This is a genomic window from Planomonospora sp. ID67723 (assembly GCF_015711605.1).
GTDB lineage: Bacteria > Actinomycetota > Actinomycetes > Streptosporangiales > Streptosporangiaceae > Planomonospora_A.
The window spans coordinates 668,021-684,729 of the sequence record NZ_JABTEZ010000003.1; the positions used below are offsets into that span (position 1 = coordinate 668,021).

17 protein-coding genes are annotated in these 16,709 nt (G+C 73.2%); 12 read left to right on the forward strand and 5 right to left on the reverse strand.

Annotation, left to right across the window (positions count from 1 at the left end; translation table 11 throughout):
• Window positions 1-40: 40 nt before the first annotated feature.
• On the forward strand, window positions 41-784 hold the full coding sequence (locus tag HS041_RS24600) for a thioesterase II family protein (protein ID WP_196443162.1): 744 nt from the start codon (window positions 41-43) through the stop codon (window positions 782-784).
• Here HS041_RS24600 and HS041_RS24605 read toward each other — a convergent pair.
• Window positions 751-1,641, reverse strand: coding sequence for an esterase/lipase family protein (locus HS041_RS24605; protein WP_196443163.1), 891 nt, complete (start codon window positions 1,639-1,641; stop codon window positions 751-753). The genes HS041_RS24600 and HS041_RS24605 overlap by 34 nt on opposite strands.
• A gap of 279 nt (window positions 1,642-1,920) precedes the next feature.
• Between HS041_RS24605 and HS041_RS24610 the strand changes: the two genes are divergently transcribed.
• The 3 genes from HS041_RS24610 to HS041_RS24620 all read left to right on the forward strand — a co-directional run bounded on the left by HS041_RS24610 (window position 1,921) and on the right by HS041_RS24620 (window position 4,620).
• The gene (locus tag HS041_RS24610; RefSeq protein WP_307845447.1) at window positions 1,921-2,829 is read left to right on the forward strand and encodes a carbamate kinase; all 909 of its coding nucleotides are present in this window, start codon (window positions 1,921-1,923) and stop codon (window positions 2,827-2,829) included.
• Window positions 2,830-2,855: 26 nt separating this feature from the next.
• On the forward strand, window positions 2,856-3,956 hold the full coding sequence (bar, locus tag HS041_RS24615; protein WP_196443165.1) for a barbiturase: 1,101 nt from the start codon (window positions 2,856-2,858) through the stop codon (window positions 3,954-3,956).
• A 100-nt stretch (window positions 3,957-4,056) separates the two neighbouring features.
• The gene (locus HS041_RS24620; RefSeq protein ID WP_196443166.1) at window positions 4,057-4,620 is read left to right on the forward strand and encodes an SseB family protein; all 564 of its coding nucleotides are present in this window, start codon (window positions 4,057-4,059) and stop codon (window positions 4,618-4,620) included.
• Here the strand turns inward: HS041_RS24620 and HS041_RS24625 are convergent.
• Window positions 4,541-4,855, reverse strand: coding sequence for a hypothetical protein (locus HS041_RS24625; protein WP_196443167.1), 315 nt, complete (start codon window positions 4,853-4,855; stop codon window positions 4,541-4,543). The genes HS041_RS24620 and HS041_RS24625 overlap by 80 nt on opposite strands.
• A gap of 104 nt (window positions 4,856-4,959) precedes the next feature.
• On the opposite strand from HS041_RS24625, the gene HS041_RS24630 reads away from it, so the two are divergent.
• From HS041_RS24630 to HS041_RS24640, 3 genes are all read left to right on the forward strand, one after another.
• Window positions 4,960-5,832, forward strand: a complete 873-nt coding sequence (locus HS041_RS24630; protein ID WP_196443168.1) for a prepilin peptidase — start codon at window positions 4,960-4,962, stop codon at window positions 5,830-5,832.
• Between the two features lie 189 nt (window positions 5,833-6,021).
• A complete protein-coding gene (locus HS041_RS24635) occupies window positions 6,022-6,522 on the forward strand; it encodes an SRPBCC family protein (RefSeq protein WP_196443169.1) in 501 nt (166 codons plus the stop codon).
• Between the two features lie 249 nt (window positions 6,523-6,771).
• Window positions 6,772-8,031, forward strand: coding sequence for a GAF domain-containing sensor histidine kinase (locus tag HS041_RS24640; protein WP_196443170.1), 1,260 nt, complete (start codon window positions 6,772-6,774; stop codon window positions 8,029-8,031).
• Between the two features lie 163 nt (window positions 8,032-8,194).
• Here HS041_RS24640 and HS041_RS24645 read toward each other — a convergent pair whose 3' ends face one another.
• From HS041_RS24645 to HS041_RS24650, 3 genes are all read right to left on the reverse strand, one after another.
• A complete protein-coding gene (locus HS041_RS24645) occupies window positions 8,195-11,332 on the reverse strand; it encodes an AfsR/SARP family transcriptional regulator (RefSeq protein ID WP_196443171.1) in 3,138 nt (1,045 codons plus the stop codon).
• A gap of 103 nt (window positions 11,333-11,435) precedes the next feature.
• A complete protein-coding gene (locus HS041_RS38635; RefSeq protein WP_230879584.1) occupies window positions 11,436-11,564 on the reverse strand; it encodes an MOSC domain-containing protein in 129 nt (42 codons plus the stop codon).
• Window positions 11,565-11,731: 167 nt separating this feature from the next.
• Window positions 11,732-12,283, reverse strand: a complete 552-nt coding sequence (locus HS041_RS24650; protein WP_196443172.1) for a hypothetical protein — start codon at window positions 12,281-12,283, stop codon at window positions 11,732-11,734.
• Window positions 12,284-12,528: 245 nt separating this feature from the next.
• Between HS041_RS24650 and aroC the strand changes: the two genes are divergently transcribed.
• The 5 genes from aroC (at window position 12,529) to HS041_RS24675 (ending at window position 16,709) form a co-directional block, all read left to right on the forward strand.
• Complete coding sequence (gene aroC / locus HS041_RS24655) at window positions 12,529-13,707, forward strand: chorismate synthase (protein ID WP_196443173.1); 1,179 nt, start codon at window positions 12,529-12,531, stop codon at window positions 13,705-13,707.
• Window positions 13,704-14,207, forward strand: coding sequence for a shikimate kinase (locus tag HS041_RS24660; protein WP_196443174.1), 504 nt, complete (start codon window positions 13,704-13,706; stop codon window positions 14,205-14,207). Before aroC ends, HS041_RS24660 begins: the two co-directional genes overlap by 4 nt.
• A 46-nt stretch (window positions 14,208-14,253) precedes the next feature.
• A complete protein-coding gene (gene aroB / locus HS041_RS24665; protein ID WP_196443175.1) occupies window positions 14,254-15,330 on the forward strand; it encodes a 3-dehydroquinate synthase in 1,077 nt (358 codons plus the stop codon).
• A gap of 69 nt (window positions 15,331-15,399) precedes the next feature.
• Window positions 15,400-15,831: a type II 3-dehydroquinate dehydratase gene (gene aroQ, locus HS041_RS24670; protein ID WP_196443536.1), complete on the forward strand. Its 432-nt coding sequence runs from the start codon at window positions 15,400-15,402 to the stop codon at window positions 15,829-15,831.
• 98 nt (window positions 15,832-15,929) lie between these two features.
• Window positions 15,930-16,709 (forward strand): SGNH/GDSL hydrolase family protein, encoded by a 780-nt coding sequence (locus HS041_RS24675; RefSeq protein ID WP_196443176.1) that lies wholly within the window; start codon window positions 15,930-15,932, stop codon window positions 16,707-16,709.

The following is a 16,709-nucleotide window of genomic DNA, read 5'->3' on the forward strand; positions in this document are numbered from 1 at the left end:
CCGGAGCCCGCGCGTTCCCCGGCACGGAGAGCGCGCCCCGATGACCCTGCTCCGCTGCCCCCGTCCCCGGCCGGGGGCGACCACCCGGCTGGTCTGCTTCGCGCACGCCGGTGGCTCGGCCACCGCCTACCGCGAGTGGCCCGCGCTGCTGCCGGACTCCGTCGAGCTGTACGCCGTGCAGCTCCCCGGCCGGGCCGACCGGTTCACCGAGCCGTTCCCGGAGAGCCTGGACGCGCTGGCCGCCGAGATCGCCGGGGAGCTCGCCCCCCTGATGGACCGGCGCTTCGCGCTGTTCGGCCACAGCATGGGCGCGCTGCTCGCCTACGAGGTCACGCGCCTTCTGGAGACGGGCGGGCCCGGCCCGGCCCGGCTGTTCGTCTCGGGGTGCTCGGCGCCGCACGAGCGCTGGGAGAGGCGCAGGCTCTCGGAGTACGACGACGACCGCCTGGTGAGCGAGCTCGCCCGGCTGGGAGGCACCGAGTCGGAGATCCTCGCCCACCGGGCGATGCGGGAGGTCGTCCTGCCCTACGTCCGCGGCGACTTCCGGCTGATCGAGAACCACCGTTCCCGCCCCGGCCCTCCGCTGCGCACCCCGATCTCCGCGCTCGTCGGCGAGGCGGACCCGGTCGTCACGGCGGCCCAGGCCAAGTCCTGGGAGGCGTGCACGGCCTCGGGCTTCTCCCTGACGACCTTCCCCGGTGACCACTTCTACCTGCAGCCCATGCGGGAGCGGGTGGTCGCCGAGGTCGTTCAGATGATGAGCGCGAAGCAGTCGGGCCGGTAGTCCTCGGGCAGCGGCCCGGGTGCCTCCAGCGCCTTGTTGACGTAGGAGAGCATCACCGGGTCCAGCGTCTCCAGGTTGTGCCCGACGGCGCCCTCGATGAGCCCCTTGAGCGGGCAGTCGTCCTGGAGCAGCCGGTTGCCCACCTGCTCGGGCGGCCCCTCGATGAAGGTGGAGGCGGCCTGCTGCTCGGCCTTCAGACCGAGGGCGGTGTAGCTCACGCCGGGCTCGACCATCGACGGGGTGTTGAGCGCCTTCATCAGGTCGGAGTCCGAGCGCAGCTCGTCGCAGACCGTCTCCCGGCCGCAGCTCTCGCTCAGCTCCCCGGTGAGCCTGTGGTGCGGGGCCCCCAGCGTGACCAGCTCGGCGACCTTGCCCGCCCCGTCCTCGAAACGCATGTAGGCCCGGGGCACGATCCCGCCGAGGCTGTGCCCGACGATCGCCACCTTCCCGGCCCCGGTCGCCTGGAGCACGCCCTCCACGAAGATCCCCAGGGCCTGCGCCGACTCCCTGACGGACCGGCTCCACCCGTAGTCGAAGGCGAAGACGCAGTATCCCTGCTTGCTCAGGTACGGCGCCGCCACCGGCCACGTCACCGCCCCGGTGCTCCTGGCCCCGTGCACCAGGATCACCGGGTACGGCGTGCTCTCACGGGGACGGCAGCCGAAGTCGTTGGCCTCGTCCAATCCCTCGGAGGCCATCCGCCTGGCCTCGGCGACCCGGTCGGCCCTGGGCGGCTCGTCCGGCCCGGGCGCCGCCTCCCGGCTCACCAGCGTGTCGGCGGCGAAGACGAGGACCGCGAGCCCGACCACGGCGCACAGGATGATCACGGCGATCTGGCCGAGACGGAGCTGCCCCACGATCTCTCCTCCGAAGGAACCCGGAAGGGCAGCTTGTCCCGTGTCCGCTGCCGGGTTCTATGGCCCCGCCGCACCGCTTGCCCGGCGAACTTGGCACCGCCGTACAACTTCGGCCGTGCCGCCGGGCCGGGGAGGCCCGCTTTCGCGGGCGGGCCGCGCTCCCGCCGCGGGACACCGATGCCCGACGGCGACCGGTCGGTGAGTTCTGCCGAAGAACACCTGTTCATTGGGCGAGAAGTGCCCATGAGGGTGAGGCGGCGGGCCGTTACCGTCGCCCCTGTGGGTGAACGTGTGGTGATCGCGCTGGGCGGCAACGCCATGACGGCCTCGGACGGGAGCGCGACGCCGGATGACCAGCGCCGCGCCGTCGAGGGGGCGATGCGGCATGCCGCCGCGCTGATCGCCGCGGGCCATCAGGTGGTCCTCACCCACGGCAACGGTCCGCAGGTGGGAAACCTGATCCTGAAGAACCAGCTCGCCGCGGACGTGGTGCCTCCGGTGCCGCTCGACTGGTGCGGGGCGCAGACCCAGGCGACGATCGGCACGCTCGTGCTCAACGCGCTGGAGGGCCGCGCCGCCGTCGTGGTGACCCGCACGCTCGTCGACCCCGCCGACCCGGCCTTCGACAATCCGGTCAAACCGATCGGCCGCTACTTCACCGAGGCCGAGGCCCGCCGGTTCGAGGGACTGGGCCAGACCTGGCGGCGGTTCGAGCGGGGCTGGCGCCGGGTGGTCGCCTCCCCGGAGCCGCTGCAAATCCTCGACGCGCCTGCGGTGGCCGCGCTGATGGCCGCCGGGTTCGTCGTCGTGGCGGCCGGCGGCGGGGGAGTGCCCGTGATCCGCGACGCGGAGGGGAAGCTGACCGGGGTCGAGGCCGTCATCGACAAGGACCTGGCCGCGACCCTGCTGGCCAGGACCGTGCGGGCCGCCACGCTGGTGATCGCCACCGATGTGCCGCAGGCCGTCGTGGGGTTCGGTACGGCGCACGCCCGCCCGATCGGCCCGATCACCGCCTCCGAGCTCCGCGAGCTGCACGCGGCGGGCCACTTCGCCGAGGGCAGTATGGGCCCGAAGGTGGAGGCCGCCCTGCGCTTCGTCGAGCACGGCGGCGACCAGGCGGTCATCACCTCACTCGAGAACATCGCAGCGGCGGTCACCGGGCAGGCCGGAACCGTGGTGCGGAAGTAAGACGACCCGACTGGAAGGTGGCTGTGATGCCGGAACCGATCGAAGTGCGCAAGGTGGCCATCGAGAGCGTGACCGACGCCTCCGGGCTGGAGAAGCTCATCGACGACGGGGTGATCGAGGCGCACCGGGTGCTCGCGGTGATCGGCAAGACCGAGGGCAACGGCGGGGTGAACGACTACACCCGCATCCTGGCCGACCGCGCCTTCCGGGAGGTGCTCGCCGCCAAGGGCCACCCGTCGCCGGAGAGCGTCCCGCTGGTGTGGTCCGGCGGCACCGACGGCGTGCTCAGCCCGCACGCCACGATCTTCGCCACCACCGCCGTCGACCCGGGCGCCGAGCCCGGCGACGAGCCGCGCGTCAGCGTCGGCATCGCGATGAGCGAGGTCATCCTGCCCGAGGACATCGGCCGCCCGGCCATGGTGGAGAAGGTCGCCGCCGGAGTGCGCGAGGCCATGAAACTCGCCGGGATCGACGACCCCGCCGACGTCCACTACGTGCAGACCAAGACGCCGCTGCTGACCCTGGCCACCATCAACGACGCCAAGTCGCGCGGCAAGGACGTGGTGACCGAGGACACCGGCCCCTCAATGGACATCTCCAACTCCACCACCGCGCTCGGCATCGCCGTCGCCCTCGGCGAGATCGAGATGCCCACGGCCGAGCAGATCCACCGTGACCTGTCGCTGTACTCCTCGGTCGCGTCGTGCTCCAGCGGGGTCGAGCTCGACCGCGCCCAGATCGTGGTCGTCGGCAACGTCCGCGGCATCGGCGGGCGCTACCGCATCGGCCACTCGGTCATGAAGGACGCGCTGGACGCCGACGGCATCTGGGAGGCGATCCGCTCCAGCGGCATCGAGCTGCCCGAGCGCCCGCACCCCTCCGACCTCAAGGGCCGCCTGGTCAACGTCTTCATGAAGTGCGAGGCCGACCCCTCCGGCAGCGTCCGCGGCCGTCGCAACATCATGCTCGACGACTCCGACGTGCACTGGCACCGCCAGATCAAGGCCACCGTCGGCGGCGTGGCGGCCTCGGTCACCGGCGACCCGGCGGTCTTCGTGAGTGTCGCCGCCGTCCACCAGGGGCCGAGCGGCGGCGGCCCGGTGGCCGCCATCGCCGACCTCGGCTGACCCCGGCCTGCCCGGTACTCCGGCACGCGGTACGGCCCGCCCCCACCAGAGCGGTACCGCGTGCCGGCCCGGACGCTTCTCCCCGGTAGGCTCGCGGTTCGTGCCGAGCATTCCGCAGCCCCTGGTCCCCGGAGACGACGGCGGCGCCGACGTCTCCGTGACGTCCGCGCTCGCCGGCTATTCCGCCGGTACGGCCGGCGCCGGAGAGGTGGTCGCCGCGCTGAGCGGCGCCCGCCTGCTGGTCCCGGTGGTGGCCCTGCTGACCAGCTCCGAGGTCGGGGAGCACGGGCTCAGGCAGGAGAAGGAGAGCGAGATGGCCCTGCCGAAGCTCGTCGGCAAGGACGGCCGTGAGGCGGTGCTCGCCTTCACCGGGGCCGAGACGCTCAAACGCTGGCGCCCCGACGCCCGGCCCATCCAGTCCACCGTCCCGCAGGTCTGCCAGGCCGCCGCGCACGAGGGCGCCGCGGCCGTGGTGGTCGACGTGGCCGGGCCGGTGCCGTTCGTGATCGAGGGCGACGTGCTGGCGGCCTTCGCCGCCGTGGGATCGGGGACCCTCGACCGGCTGGCCGCCGACGTCCCCGGAGTCACCGTGGCGCGGATGGCACAGACCGCTGAGGCCCCCAGGCGTCGGCGGTTCGGTTGGCTACGACGTGGACGAGGTTGATCGTCAGGATCGCCGGAGCGATCACCGCGACGAACCCGCCGAAATCGCGCTCGAAGACCAGGGCGAGGATCACCGCGGTGACCCCGTTCTGCTGGGCCGGACCCAGGTGGACCCGGTCGATCACCGGCAGACCGTGGGTGAGCACCAGCGCCGCGAGCATCTGGGCGGCGAACGCGGCCAGCCCGAGCAGCACGCCCATGCCCATGTTCGCCCCGCCCACCAGCAGCATCCCCATCAGGAACGCCGAGAGGGCGAACGCCGCCCCGGTGCGGCATAGGCACCCGGCATACCTTCAACGCCCGGCGGGCGCGGGAAGTCCGGCCGGACTATGGTCGATCGGTGATCTCCCCCTGGTGGATCGTCCCGCTGGCCGTGCTCGGCCTGGCCGTGGGCGGCCTGCAGCGCGCCGCGGTCTTCCGCCACTCGGCCGGGTACGGCGGGCCGCCGCGCACCCACTGCCCGGCGTGCGCCGCCCTCCTCGTCCCGGGGGACGGCCGGTGCGCGATCCGGGGGAGCGGACGGAGAACGACCGCTCCCCGGGGTGGGGGAGGCGCGGCTCCCGTGGGCGGGCGGGGCATGACCGTCCTGCCGTTCACGGGCCGCTGCCCGGCCTGCGCCGCCGCGATCGGGCCGCCGCCGCTCTCCGTCGAATCGATCACCGTGCTCCTCCTGGCGGGCCTGGCGGCGGTGACGGTGTCCGCCGGGGGGGCGGGGGGAGCCGCAGGGCGGAACGGGGGAGCTCTGGGCGCTTGCGCAGGGGAGCTGCTGGCCTTCGGCTGGCTGGCCGTACTGGCGGTCCCGCTCGCGTTCGTCGACACGGCCGTCCGCAGGCTCCCCGACCGGCTGACCCTGCCGGCCTACGCGGGGACCCTCACGATCCTGGCGGTGACCGCCGCCGCCGTGCAACGCCCCGACGACGCGCTGCGGACCGTGCTCGGCGGCCTGGCGATGAGCGCCTTCTACCTGCTGCTGTTCCTGATCCACCCGGCCGGGATCGGCCTGGGCGACGCCAAGCTCGCCCTGGCCCTGGGCAGCGCCCTGGGCTGGCTCGGCTGGAGCGAGGTCCTCGCCGGACTGTTCCTCACCCACCTGTTCGGCGGCCTGTACGGCGCCGCCCTGCTCGCGCTGGGCCGGGCGCAGAGGGGGACCGAGATCCCTTTCGGCCCGTTCATGATCATCGGGACTTTCGCCGTCATCCTGAGCGGCTCCTGACGGGAGCCGCCGGGCCGGCCTCGCCGCTTGACATAACCGCCCCGGGACGTCCGGCCGGCCGTCCACGCCGTCCCCGGGGCCGGGATACAGGCCGAATCGGAGCCTTAAGGAGACGAGAAGCCGACCGTAAGGGCGACCCGGCATCGTGGGTCTCGTCGGAACCGATCACGAATCCTGTGAGGCAGAGCGATGATGACCGCCGAGTACGAGATCATCCGCACCTTCGACGCCCCCCGTGAGCTGGTCTACGAGGCCTGGACCGAACCCAGGCGCTTCTCGTGCTGGTTCGGCCCGCGCATCTTCACCACCCCCGCCGACCGGATCGTCCTCGACGCCAGGCCCGGCGGGATCTGGCAGGCCACGATGGTCGGCGAGGAGGGCTTCGAGATGACGCTGAACGGCGTCTACCGCGAGGTGACCGCATCCGAGCGGCTGGTGTTCACCACGGGCGACCCCGACAACCCCGGTGACGGCCCCGCCTCGACCGTCACGGTCACGCTGACCGAGCAGGGCGGCGCGACGGTCATGCGCTTCCACCAGCACGGCGTCAACACCGACCAGGGGCACGCCGAACAGGCCAGGGCGGGCTGGAGCGAGTTCTTCGACCGGATGGCCGAGCACCTGGCGGGCAGCCGGCCGGACCCGGCGCGGGACCGGGCCCGTACCGGAGCCGGTCGGAGCCACTCTTGACCGCAGCGGCGAGGGTCGCGGCCCGGTAACGCAGGCGCGGTCGCCGCAGCGGGTGGCCTCCGGTGAGATGAGGCGGGGCGATCGGCGCTGGAGGTCGGTCAAAATGCTTCTACCTGCCGATACAGCGGTTATGTCGAGTCGGCGGGTGGGTAGGAGTCCCCTGGCCCGGAGTTCGGCCAGCACGGCTGTAGCGGGGCGTCACCCACCACGACCGTTCCATAGCAATCATGAGCGTGTGTGGAGGGCCCGATGGCTTCCATCCCGATACCTGCCGACGAGGCCGAGCGCGTGGCGGAGCTGGCCACCCTGCAGTCCCTGACCGCCGTGCCCGAACCTGATTTCACCGCCATCGCCCAGCTGGCTGCGACCGCCTGTCAGACACCGCTCGCGCTGGTCACCCTCATCGAGAGCGAAGGCCAGACCTACAAGGGCCGCGTCGGCATCACCGCGACCCACGGCGGCCGGGAGGCGACGGCGTGCTCGTACGTCATCTGCAGCCGCGAGGTGCTGGAGATACCCGACGCGCTGGCCGACGAGCGCTTCCTCGAGAACCCGTGGGTGACCGGTGAGCCGTACGTGCGCTTCTACTGCGGCGCGCCGATCGTCACCAGCCACGACCACGCCCTGGGCGCGGTGTGCGTGATGGACCACATGCCGCGCCGCCTGACCGAGCACCAGCACCAGGCGCTGACCACGCTGGCCGCCGCCGTCGCCGGCCTGATGGAGGCCCGCTACTACACCCAGCGCGCCGACGAGATCGTCACCCGGCTGCAGGAGGCGGAGGAGCTGAAGAGCCAGTTCCTGCGCACCGTCAACCACGAGCTGCGCACCCCGCTGACCTCGATCTCCAGTTACCTGCAGCTGATCCAGGACGGCGAGCTGGACGAGGTGACCGAGCAGAAGTTCCTGCGGGTGATCGAACGCAACAGCCAGCGCATCCTGGCGCTGATCGACGACCTGCTGCTGATGGCCAGCCTCAACGCCCGCACCGCCGCCCACCACCCGGGCGAGGTGAACCTGGCCGAGCTGGCCCGGCGCGCGGTGGAGAAGGTCACGCCCGCGGCCCGCGAAGGTCACCTGGTCGTGGCCGTGCACGCCCCCGCCTCGGTGATGGTGTGGGTCGACGCCGCCCGGCTGGAGCACGCGTTGACCCAGGTGCTGGACAACGCCATCAAGTTCACCCCGCCCGGCGGGAGCGTCATCGCCGTCGTCGAGGGCGAACCGGTCCCGACGATCGAGGTGCGCGACACCGGGATCGGCATCGCCCCGGCGGATCTGGAGCACGTGCTGGAGGACTTCTACCGCGGCGGCGAGGCGGAGGAGCGGGCGATCGGCGGCACCGGCGTGGGGCTGTCCATCACCAACAAGATCGTCCAGCTGCACAGCGGGCAGGTGCACATCGACAGCCGGCCCGGCCGCGGCACCCGGGTGCGCATCAGCCTGCCCGGCACGGTCGGCCGCGCGCCGCCGGAGCCCGCCCGGCGGAACGGCAAGACCGTGCGCCGCTAGGGTCTGCATCGAAGTCCGCCATGGCGGGTGAGCCGGACTGACGGCTGCGGGCGTCCCCGCACCCGCCCGGATCGCACCCGGCCGACAAGCTCGCCGTGCGTTGCGAAGCCGCGATCCTCATCGCCGCGATCAACGAATGGCTCCGACCGGCTTTGCCACAGGCCTACGGGCACGCGTCGGTGAGGGTCAGCTCCCGACCGCGCGCGTAGGCGGCGGCGAAGGCGTCCTCACCCAGTCCGGACCGGACCCGCCGGGTGATCCGGTCGAGCTCCGCCCGCTCGGACTCGCTGGGCGGAGTCCCGTGCGCCATCCTGGCCGAGGCCGCCAGCCCCAGCAGCTCGGCGGCCTTCTCACCGGAGGAGACGGACGCCAGCCCCTCGACGGCGAGCGTCATCGTTCCGGGGTCGCCGATCTCCTCGGCCGCGGCGAGCACTTCGAGGAAGAGCGTGCGGGCGGTGTCGGGATCGCCGCGCAGCTCACTGGCGAAACCCAGCTCGACCAGCACGTCGGGCAGGAACAGCACCGGCTCGCCGCCGCGGGGGACGCCTTCGAGCAGGTTGTTCAGATGCTTGTCCGCCAGCTCCAGCCGACCGGCGCGGCGGGCGGCGAAGGCGTATCCCATCTCGGCGAAGACCTGTCCCTCGCGGTAGTCCTGCCCGGCGGCCAGTCGCATCGCCCGCGCGCAGAGATCCAGCGCCCGGTCGTAGTCGGCCCCGTCCATGGCGATCCAGCCGAGCCAGGAGAGCCGCCGCACGGCATCCGGCCACAACCCCAGCTCCTCGGCGGTGCCCAGGCCCTTGCCGAACAGTCTGGCCGCACCGTCGTAGTCGCGCCGCATCTGGGCCAGCCCGCCGAGCCACTCGTCGGCCTGCAACCGCCCCCAGCGGTCGCCCAGCTCGCCGAAGATCCGGACGCTCTCGCCGCCGTCGCGCTCCAGCACCGCGTGGTCGCGCCGGGTGAACGCGTCACGCGCGCGCCTGCTCAGCGCCGCCGCGGCACCCCACCGGTCGCCGATCTCCCGGAACACGGCCAGCGCCTCGTCCACCAGGTCCCGCGCCGCCCGCTGGTCGGCCAGCCCGAGCGAGACGAACCACTGCGCCCTGGCGCGGTCGCCCGGATCCTCGATGCGCCGCAACGCCTCCGCCCAGTCCGCGTCCTCGCCGAGCAGCAGCGCGAACCCGGCCTCCCACGCCCGCGCCCTGGCCCGCTCGGCGCCGTCGGCCCGCTCGACGTCACCGGCCTGCCCGGACGAGACCTCGTCCGGCACCCCGTGCAGCGCCTCGTCCGGGGCCTCGTCCGGCGCCTTGGCCAGCGCCTTGGCCAGTGCCGCTCTGCCCTCGCCCAGCCTGCCGCGCAGGAACCAGTACCAGGCCAGCGCGTTCGCCAGCCGCAACGCGCCGCCGGCGGGGGCGGCGTCGAGCGCGGCGCGCAGGTTCGCGGCCTCGGCGTCCAGCCGCCGCATCCAGCGCGCCTGCTCGCCTCCTCGCAGGTGGGGCTGGGCCTGTACGGCCAGCGTCATGAAATACCGGACATGTGCCTGCCGTATCCGGGACGTCTCCCCGGCGTCGTCCAGCCGCCGCAGGCAGTAGGCCGCCACCGACTCCAGCAGGCGGTACCGCATCCCCGAAGGCCCCTCCACGACCGTCACCAGCGACCTGTCCACCAGCCTGGCCAGCAGGTCGAGCACGTCCAGCCCCGGCTCGGCGCACACCGCCTCCGCCGCCTCCAGCGTGCAGCCGTCGGCGTGCACGGCCAGCCGCCGCAGCACGGTCCGCTCCTCGGAGGTGAGCAGGGTCCAGCTCCAGTCGATCGTCGCCATGAGCGTCTGCTGCCGCTCGGGCGCGCCCCGCTGCCACCCGGCCAGCATCCGGAACCGGTCGTCCAGCCGGGCCACCAGCTCGTCCACGCCGAACGCGCGCACCCGGGTCGCCGCCAGCTCCAGCGCCAGCGGCAGGCCGTCCAGCCTGCGGCACAGCTGCGCGACGGCCTCGGCGTTGCCCGCGTCGAGCGCGAACCCCCGGGCGGAGGCGGCGGCCCGGGCCACGAACAGCCGTACCGCGTCGGATCCCGCCACCTCGTCGAGCCCGCCCCCGTCGGGCACCTCCAGCGCGGGCACGCTCCACAGCGCCTCACCGGCCACGGCCAGCGGCTCCCTGCTGGTGGCCAGGATCCGCAGGCCGGGCGCGGCGCGCAGCAGCATCTCGGCCAGCTTGGCCGCCTGGTCCACCACGTGCTCGCAGTTGTCGAGGACCAGCAGCATGTCCCTGGCGGCCAGCGCACCGGCCAGCCGGTCGAGTGCGTCCGGGGCGTCACCGCCGTCCCGGATGTCCAGCACGGCGAGCACGGCCTCGGCCAGCGACGGCGTCCGCCTGCCGTAGGCGGCCAGCTCCACCAGCCACGCGCCGTCGGCGAACGCGCCGGCCAGCTTCCGCGCCGTCTCCAGCGCGAGGCTGGTCTTGCCCACGCCGCCGGGACCGGTGAGCGTGACGAGCCTGCCCGCCTCCAGCAGCGCGCGGACCTCGGCCGCCGCCTCGTCACGCCCGATGAGCTCGCCGACGGCGGCGGGAAGGTTGCCGGAGGGACGCCGCTCCGGCCCGCTGAGCGCGGGATCCTGGCGCAGGATCTGCTCGTGCAGGGCGGCCAGCTCGGGAGAGGGGTCCAGCCCGAGCTCCTCGGCGAGCTGCTCGCGCAGCCGGCCGTAGCTGGCCAGCGCCTCGCTCTGGCGTCCCGCGCGGTACAGGGCCTTCATGTGCACGGCGCGCAGCCGTTCGCGCAGCGGGTGCGCGTCGACGAGCTCGGACACCTCGACGGGCTCGCCCGCCGCCAGCCGTATCTCGGCGAGCTCCTCCACCGCCCCCAGCCGGGCCTCCTCCAGCCGGACCGCCACCGGGCGGGCGAACGCGAAGTCCGAGAAGTCCGCGAACGCCGCGCCCCGCCACAGCTCCAGCGCCTCCTCCAGCCGGGACTCGCCCAGCAGCCTGCCGAAGCGCATGGCGTCGACCGCGTCGGGATCCACCTGGAGCCGGTAGCCGGGCGCCCGGGAGACGACGAGGTTCTTGCCGCCGGGCTCGGCGTCCTCCAGCGCGCGGCGCAGCTGGGAGACCCGCACCTGGAGCGCGGCCGTGGCGTTGCCGGGCACGTCGTCACCCCACAGGTCGTCCACCAGCCGGTCGGCGGAGACCACCCGGCCCTCATGGGCCAGCAGGTCGGCGAGCAACGCGCGCACCTTCAAGCCGGGGATCGGGACGACCTCGCCCTCGTCGGTCCACACCGTCAGCGGCCCCAGCACCCCAAAACGCATACGGCCGACCCTAAGCCCCCGGAGAGACATGAAGCGCGCTGCGGGGACGCTTCCGCCCTCAGGACGGGACGGCTCTCAGATCGCCCTCAGGACGGGACGGCTCTCAGATCAGGGTGACGGGGTCGCCGAGGCGCACCGGTCCCGGCGCCACCACCCTCTCCAGCGACTCGCCGCCCGTCGACTTGATCGGATACCGCCAGATCCGCTCGACCGTGCCCACCGTGATCGCCACGGTTGAACGCTATCGCAGGGCGGCTGCCGCGATCATTCGTACGGCAGGCCGCGGGATCTCCGGCGGAGGGCGGGGCGGGGCCGTGCGGGGCCGCAGGCCGTCCGTCTGCCGTCGGCTCATCCGGGGCCCTGGCGATCCTGCAGGGGCGGCCTTTCCGGCACCCGAAGTCATCGACGCCAGGATGTGGCGTACTTGTGCCGGTACTTGACGTCGTCCTCGGCCTCGATGAGCGCCGCCGCCCGTTGCGCGACCGTCTCATCGCCCGTGGCCTCGTGGAGTCTCCGCAGCCCGACGATGATGTCGTTGCGGATCAGCGTGACGTTCTTCTCCGACACGCACTCACCGAATCGCGTGACGAGCGCATCGACCAGGGCCGTCCGCTGGGTGGGACCGGCGAGCCCGATCTTCCACAGTGACTGCAGGCAGTGCCGCGCCGTCACGAACCGCTCGTCCCTGGTCACGTCGACCAGGGAGGCGAGGTCTCTCAGGATGCGCTTCTCCGGGTCGCCGATCGCCAGGTTGCACAGGATCTGCGCCGCGATCGCCCGGTTGTGGTTGTCTTCGTGCGCGAGGTTGCCGACCACCTCGTCCCACACCTCGTAGGCCCAGGGAACCGGATCGCCGGTCGCCTGCATCATCTCTTCGTAGGCGGCGTTGCGTCGTTCGCGGTCCTTCGACCAGAGGTCGCTGAATCCTTGCGGCGCTGAGCTGCTGGTCACGGGTTTGGGCTCCACCATCGCACGATGACGATCTCGACGTGGTCGCCCGTATCCTAGACCGGTACCCCCAGGATCCCGGCGCAGCGGGAGAACGTGTCGGAGCGGTCGCTCCGTCCCGGCGCCCGTGCGGCAGCTCCCGGGTCTCCCCCCCGTCCGGGGGACGGGGACCCGCCGGGCCGAAGAGCGGTGTCTCATCAGGTGAGCTGCGGCCATTCCAGTGGGCGGCACGTGGAAGACTTGTCCCCATGTTGCGCTGGTTGACCGCCGGAGAGTCCCACGGCCCCGAGCTCGTCGCGATCCTGGAAGGACTGCCCGCAGGGGTGGAGGTGACGACGGCCGACATCGACCGCGCCCTGGCGCGGCGCCGCCTCGGCTACGGCCGCGGTGCCCGGATGAAGTTCGAGCAGGACCTCGTCACCGTCGTGGGCGGCCTGCGGCACGGCCGCACGCTCGGCAGCCCCGTGGCCATCCGCGTGGGCAACACCGAGTGGCCCAAGTGGGAGACCGTCATGGCGGCCGACCCGGTGGACCCGGCGGTGCTGGAGGGCCAGGCCCGCAACGCGCCGCGTTCGCGCCCCCGGCCGGGCCACGCCGACCTCGCCGGCATGCAGAAGTACGGCTTCGACGACGCCCGCCCGGTGCTCGACCGGGCCAGCGCCCGCGAGACCGCCGCCCGCGTCGCCCTCGGCCAGGTCGCCAAGAACTTCCTCAGGCAGGCCCTCGGCGTCGAGATCGTCAGCCACGTCGTCTCCATCGGGTCGGCGCAGACCACCGAGGGCGTCGTGCCCGGTCCCGGCGACATGGACGCCGTCGACGCCGACCCGGTGCGCTGCGCCGACCCGGCCGGCAGCGCCGCGATGGTCGCCGAGATCGACAAGGCGCACAAGGACGGCGACACCCTCGGCGGCGTCGTCGAGGTGCTCGCCTACGGCCTCCCGCCGGGCCTGGGCAGTTACACCCACTGGGACCGCCGCCTCGACGCCCGCCTGGCCGCCGCGCTGATGGGCATCCAGGCGATCAAGGGCGTCGCGGTCGGCGACGGCTTCGAGACCGCCCGCCGTCCCGGCTCCCGCGCCCACGACGAGATCGAGAACACCCCGGACGGCGTGCGCCGCATCACCAACCGGGCCGGCGGCGTCGAGGGCGGCATGACCAACGGCGAGCCGCTGCGCGTCAGCGCCGCGATGAAGCCGATCTCCACCGTGCCGCGGGCGCTGGCCACCATCGACGTGCTGACCGGCGAGGCGGCCAAGGCCCACCACGAGCGCTCCGACGTCTGCGCGGTCCCGGCCGCCGCGATCGTCGCCGAGGCGATGGTCGCGCTGGTCCTGGCCGACGCCGCGCTCGAGAAGTTCGGCGGCGACTCCGTCGAGGAGGTCGCCCGCAACCTGTCCGGATACCTCTCCTCCATGGTGATCAAATGAGTCCGCGCGCGGTGTTGATCGGTGCCCCGGGATCGGGCAAGTCGACCGTCGGCAGGCTGCTGGCCGAGCGGCTCGGGGTCGGCTTCCGCGACACCGACGCCGACGTGGAGACCGTGGCCGGCAAGCCGGTGAGCGACATCTTCGTCGAGGACGGCGAGGAGCGCTTCCGAGAGCTGGAGGCGGAGGCCGTACGGCTGGCGCTGGCCGAACACGACGGCGTGCTCTCGCTGGGCGGCGGCGCCGTCCTGGCCGAGGCGACCCGGAAGCTGCTGGCCGGCCACCCGGTGGTCTACCTGGAGGTCGGCCTGTCCCAGGCGGTCTCCCGGGTGGGGCTGGGGTCGGCGCGCCCGCTCCTGGTGTTCAACCCGCGCAGCCAGCTCAAGAAGCTGATGGACGCCCGTCGCCCGATCTACGAGGAGCTGGCCGCCGTCACGGTCGCGACCGACGAGCGGACGCCCGGCGAGGTCGTGGACGAGATCGTGAAGGGGCTCGGCGGATGAGCGGGTGCGGAGTGTTCGTGCAGGCCGGTTCTGCGGAGGCGCGGCGATGACGGTCTCCAGGATCCCTGTCCCGGGCGAGGCGCCGTACGACGTGGTGGTCGGCACCGGGATACTCGGCGAGCTGCCCGGGCTGCTCGGGCCGAAGGTCCGCACCGTCGCGGTCGTGCATCCGGCGAGCCTGCCGGAGATCGCCCGGCCGGTCTGCGGCGCGATCGAGGCGGCGGGATACGAGGTCGTCGCGCTGCCGGTGCCCGACGCCGAGCGGGCCAAGACCGTCGAGGTGGCCGCCGAGCTCTGGTCGGCCTTCGGCCGCTACGGGATCACCCGCTCCGACGCCGTGGTCGGCGTCGGCGGCGGGGCCACCACCGACCTGGCCGGGTTCGTGGCCGCCACCTGGCTGCGCGGGGTCAGGGTCGTGCAGGTCCCGACCACCCTGCTCGGCATGGTCGACGCCGCGGTGGGCGGCAAGACCGGCATCAACACCCCCGAGGGCAAGAACCTCGTCGGCTCCTTCCACCCGCCCGCCGGGGTCCTGTGCGACCTGGCCACGCTGGTCTCTGTCCCCCGTGACGACTACGTCGGCGGGCTCGCGGAGATCATCAAGGGCGGGTTCATCGCCGACCCGGTGATCCTGGACCTCATCGAGGCCGATCCCGAGGGCGCCCGGCTCCCCGAGGGGCGGCACACCCGCGAGCTGATCGAGCGGAAGATCCGGATCAAGGCCCGCGTGGTCGGCGCGGACCTGCGTGAGGGCGGCCTGCGGGAGATCCTCAACTACGGACACACCCTGGCCCACGCCATCGAGCGGGTCGAGGACTACCGGATGCGCCACGGCGAGGCCGTCGCCATCGGCATGGTCTACGCCGCCGAGCTGTCCCGGCTGGACGGCAGGATCGGCGCCGACGTCGTGGAGCGCACGCGCTCGATCCTGACCTCGGTCGGCCTGCCCACCGCCTACCGCCGGGAGGCCTGGCCCGCGCTCCGCGACCACATGCGGCTGGACAAGAAGAGCCGCGGTGCCACCCTGCGCTTCGTCGTCCTGGACGGCCTCGCCGAGGTCTCCCCGCTGGAGAACCCGGCCGAGGAACTGCTGGAGGCCGCCTACCACGAGGTCGCCCGATGACGCCGCGAGCGGAGTGGGCGGCGAGGGACGAGCAGTCCGCGCGGCGAGTGAGGAGCGGTGAGTGATCAGATGAGACCGGTCTACGTTCTCAACGGCCCGAACCTGTCGCGGCTGGGCACCCGCGAGCCGGACGTCTACGGCGCGGAGACCTTCGCCGACCTGGCCGAACTGTGCCGGAATACCGGCCGGGAGCTGGGCCTTTCGGTGGAGGTCAGGCAGACCGACGACGAGGCCGAGCTGGTCGGCTGGCTGCACGAGGCCGCCGACGGGAGGATCCCGGTGGTGCTGAACCCGGCGGCGTTCACCCACTACTCCTACGCGCTGCGCGACGCCATCGCCCAGCGCACCGCGCCCCTGGTGGAGGTGCACATCTCCAACCCGGCCGCGCGCGAGGAGTTCCGGCACACCTCGGTGGTGGCCGCGGTGGCCACCGGGACCATCGCCGGTTTCGGCCTCAACTCCTACGTGCTCGCGCTGCGGGCCGTCGCCGACGCCGGCTGACCGGCGGAGGCCTCCGACTGACCGGCGGCGCCCGGGAGACCGGCGCGCCCGAACAGCTGATCGCGGCCGGATGCCGCGGTCGTGGGACCGGGGGACCCGTGACGCACTACACCTCGTTCGTCGCCCTCGGCGACAGCTTCACCGAGGGCCTGAACGACCCCGCCGTGGACGGCCGGGGCGGGGCGCCGGAACGCTTCCGCGGCTGGGCCGACCGGGTCGCCGAGCGGCTGGCGGAGCTCGATCCGGAGTTCCGCTATGCCAACCTGGCGGTGCGCGGCAAGCTCATCGACCAGGTCGTCGCCGAGCAGGTCCCGCTCGCCGTGGGGATGCGCCCCGATCTGGTCAGCCTCTGCGCCGGCGGCAACGACCTGCTCCGGCCGGGCAGCGACCCCGACCGGATGGCCAAGAAGCTGGCGGGAGCCGTACGGGAGCTGCGGGCCGCGGGGGCGGAGGTGCTGCTGTTCACCGGGGTGGACCCGCGCGACACCCCGATCATGCGCCGCGCCCGGGGCACCTTCGCGATCTTCTATATGCACGTCCGGTCGATCGCCGACCTGTACGGCTGCCGCCTGGTCGACCAGTGGTCGATGCAGGGCCTGCGCGACTGGCGGGCCTGGAGCGACGACCGCCTGCACATGAACGAGGAGGGTCACCGGATGGTGGCCGCCAAGGTGTGCGACGTCCTCGGCATCCCGTGCGAGGACGACTGGCGGGTGGCCTGGCCGCCCCGCGAGCAGGTCGACCCCCGGGCCAAGCGCCGTGAGGACGTCCAGTGGGTCCGCACCCACCTGGGCCCGTGGGTCGTGCGCCGGCTGCGCGGCCGCTCCTCCGGCGACGACCTCGACCCCAAGCGCCCGGACCTGAAACCCTTCGCCTGA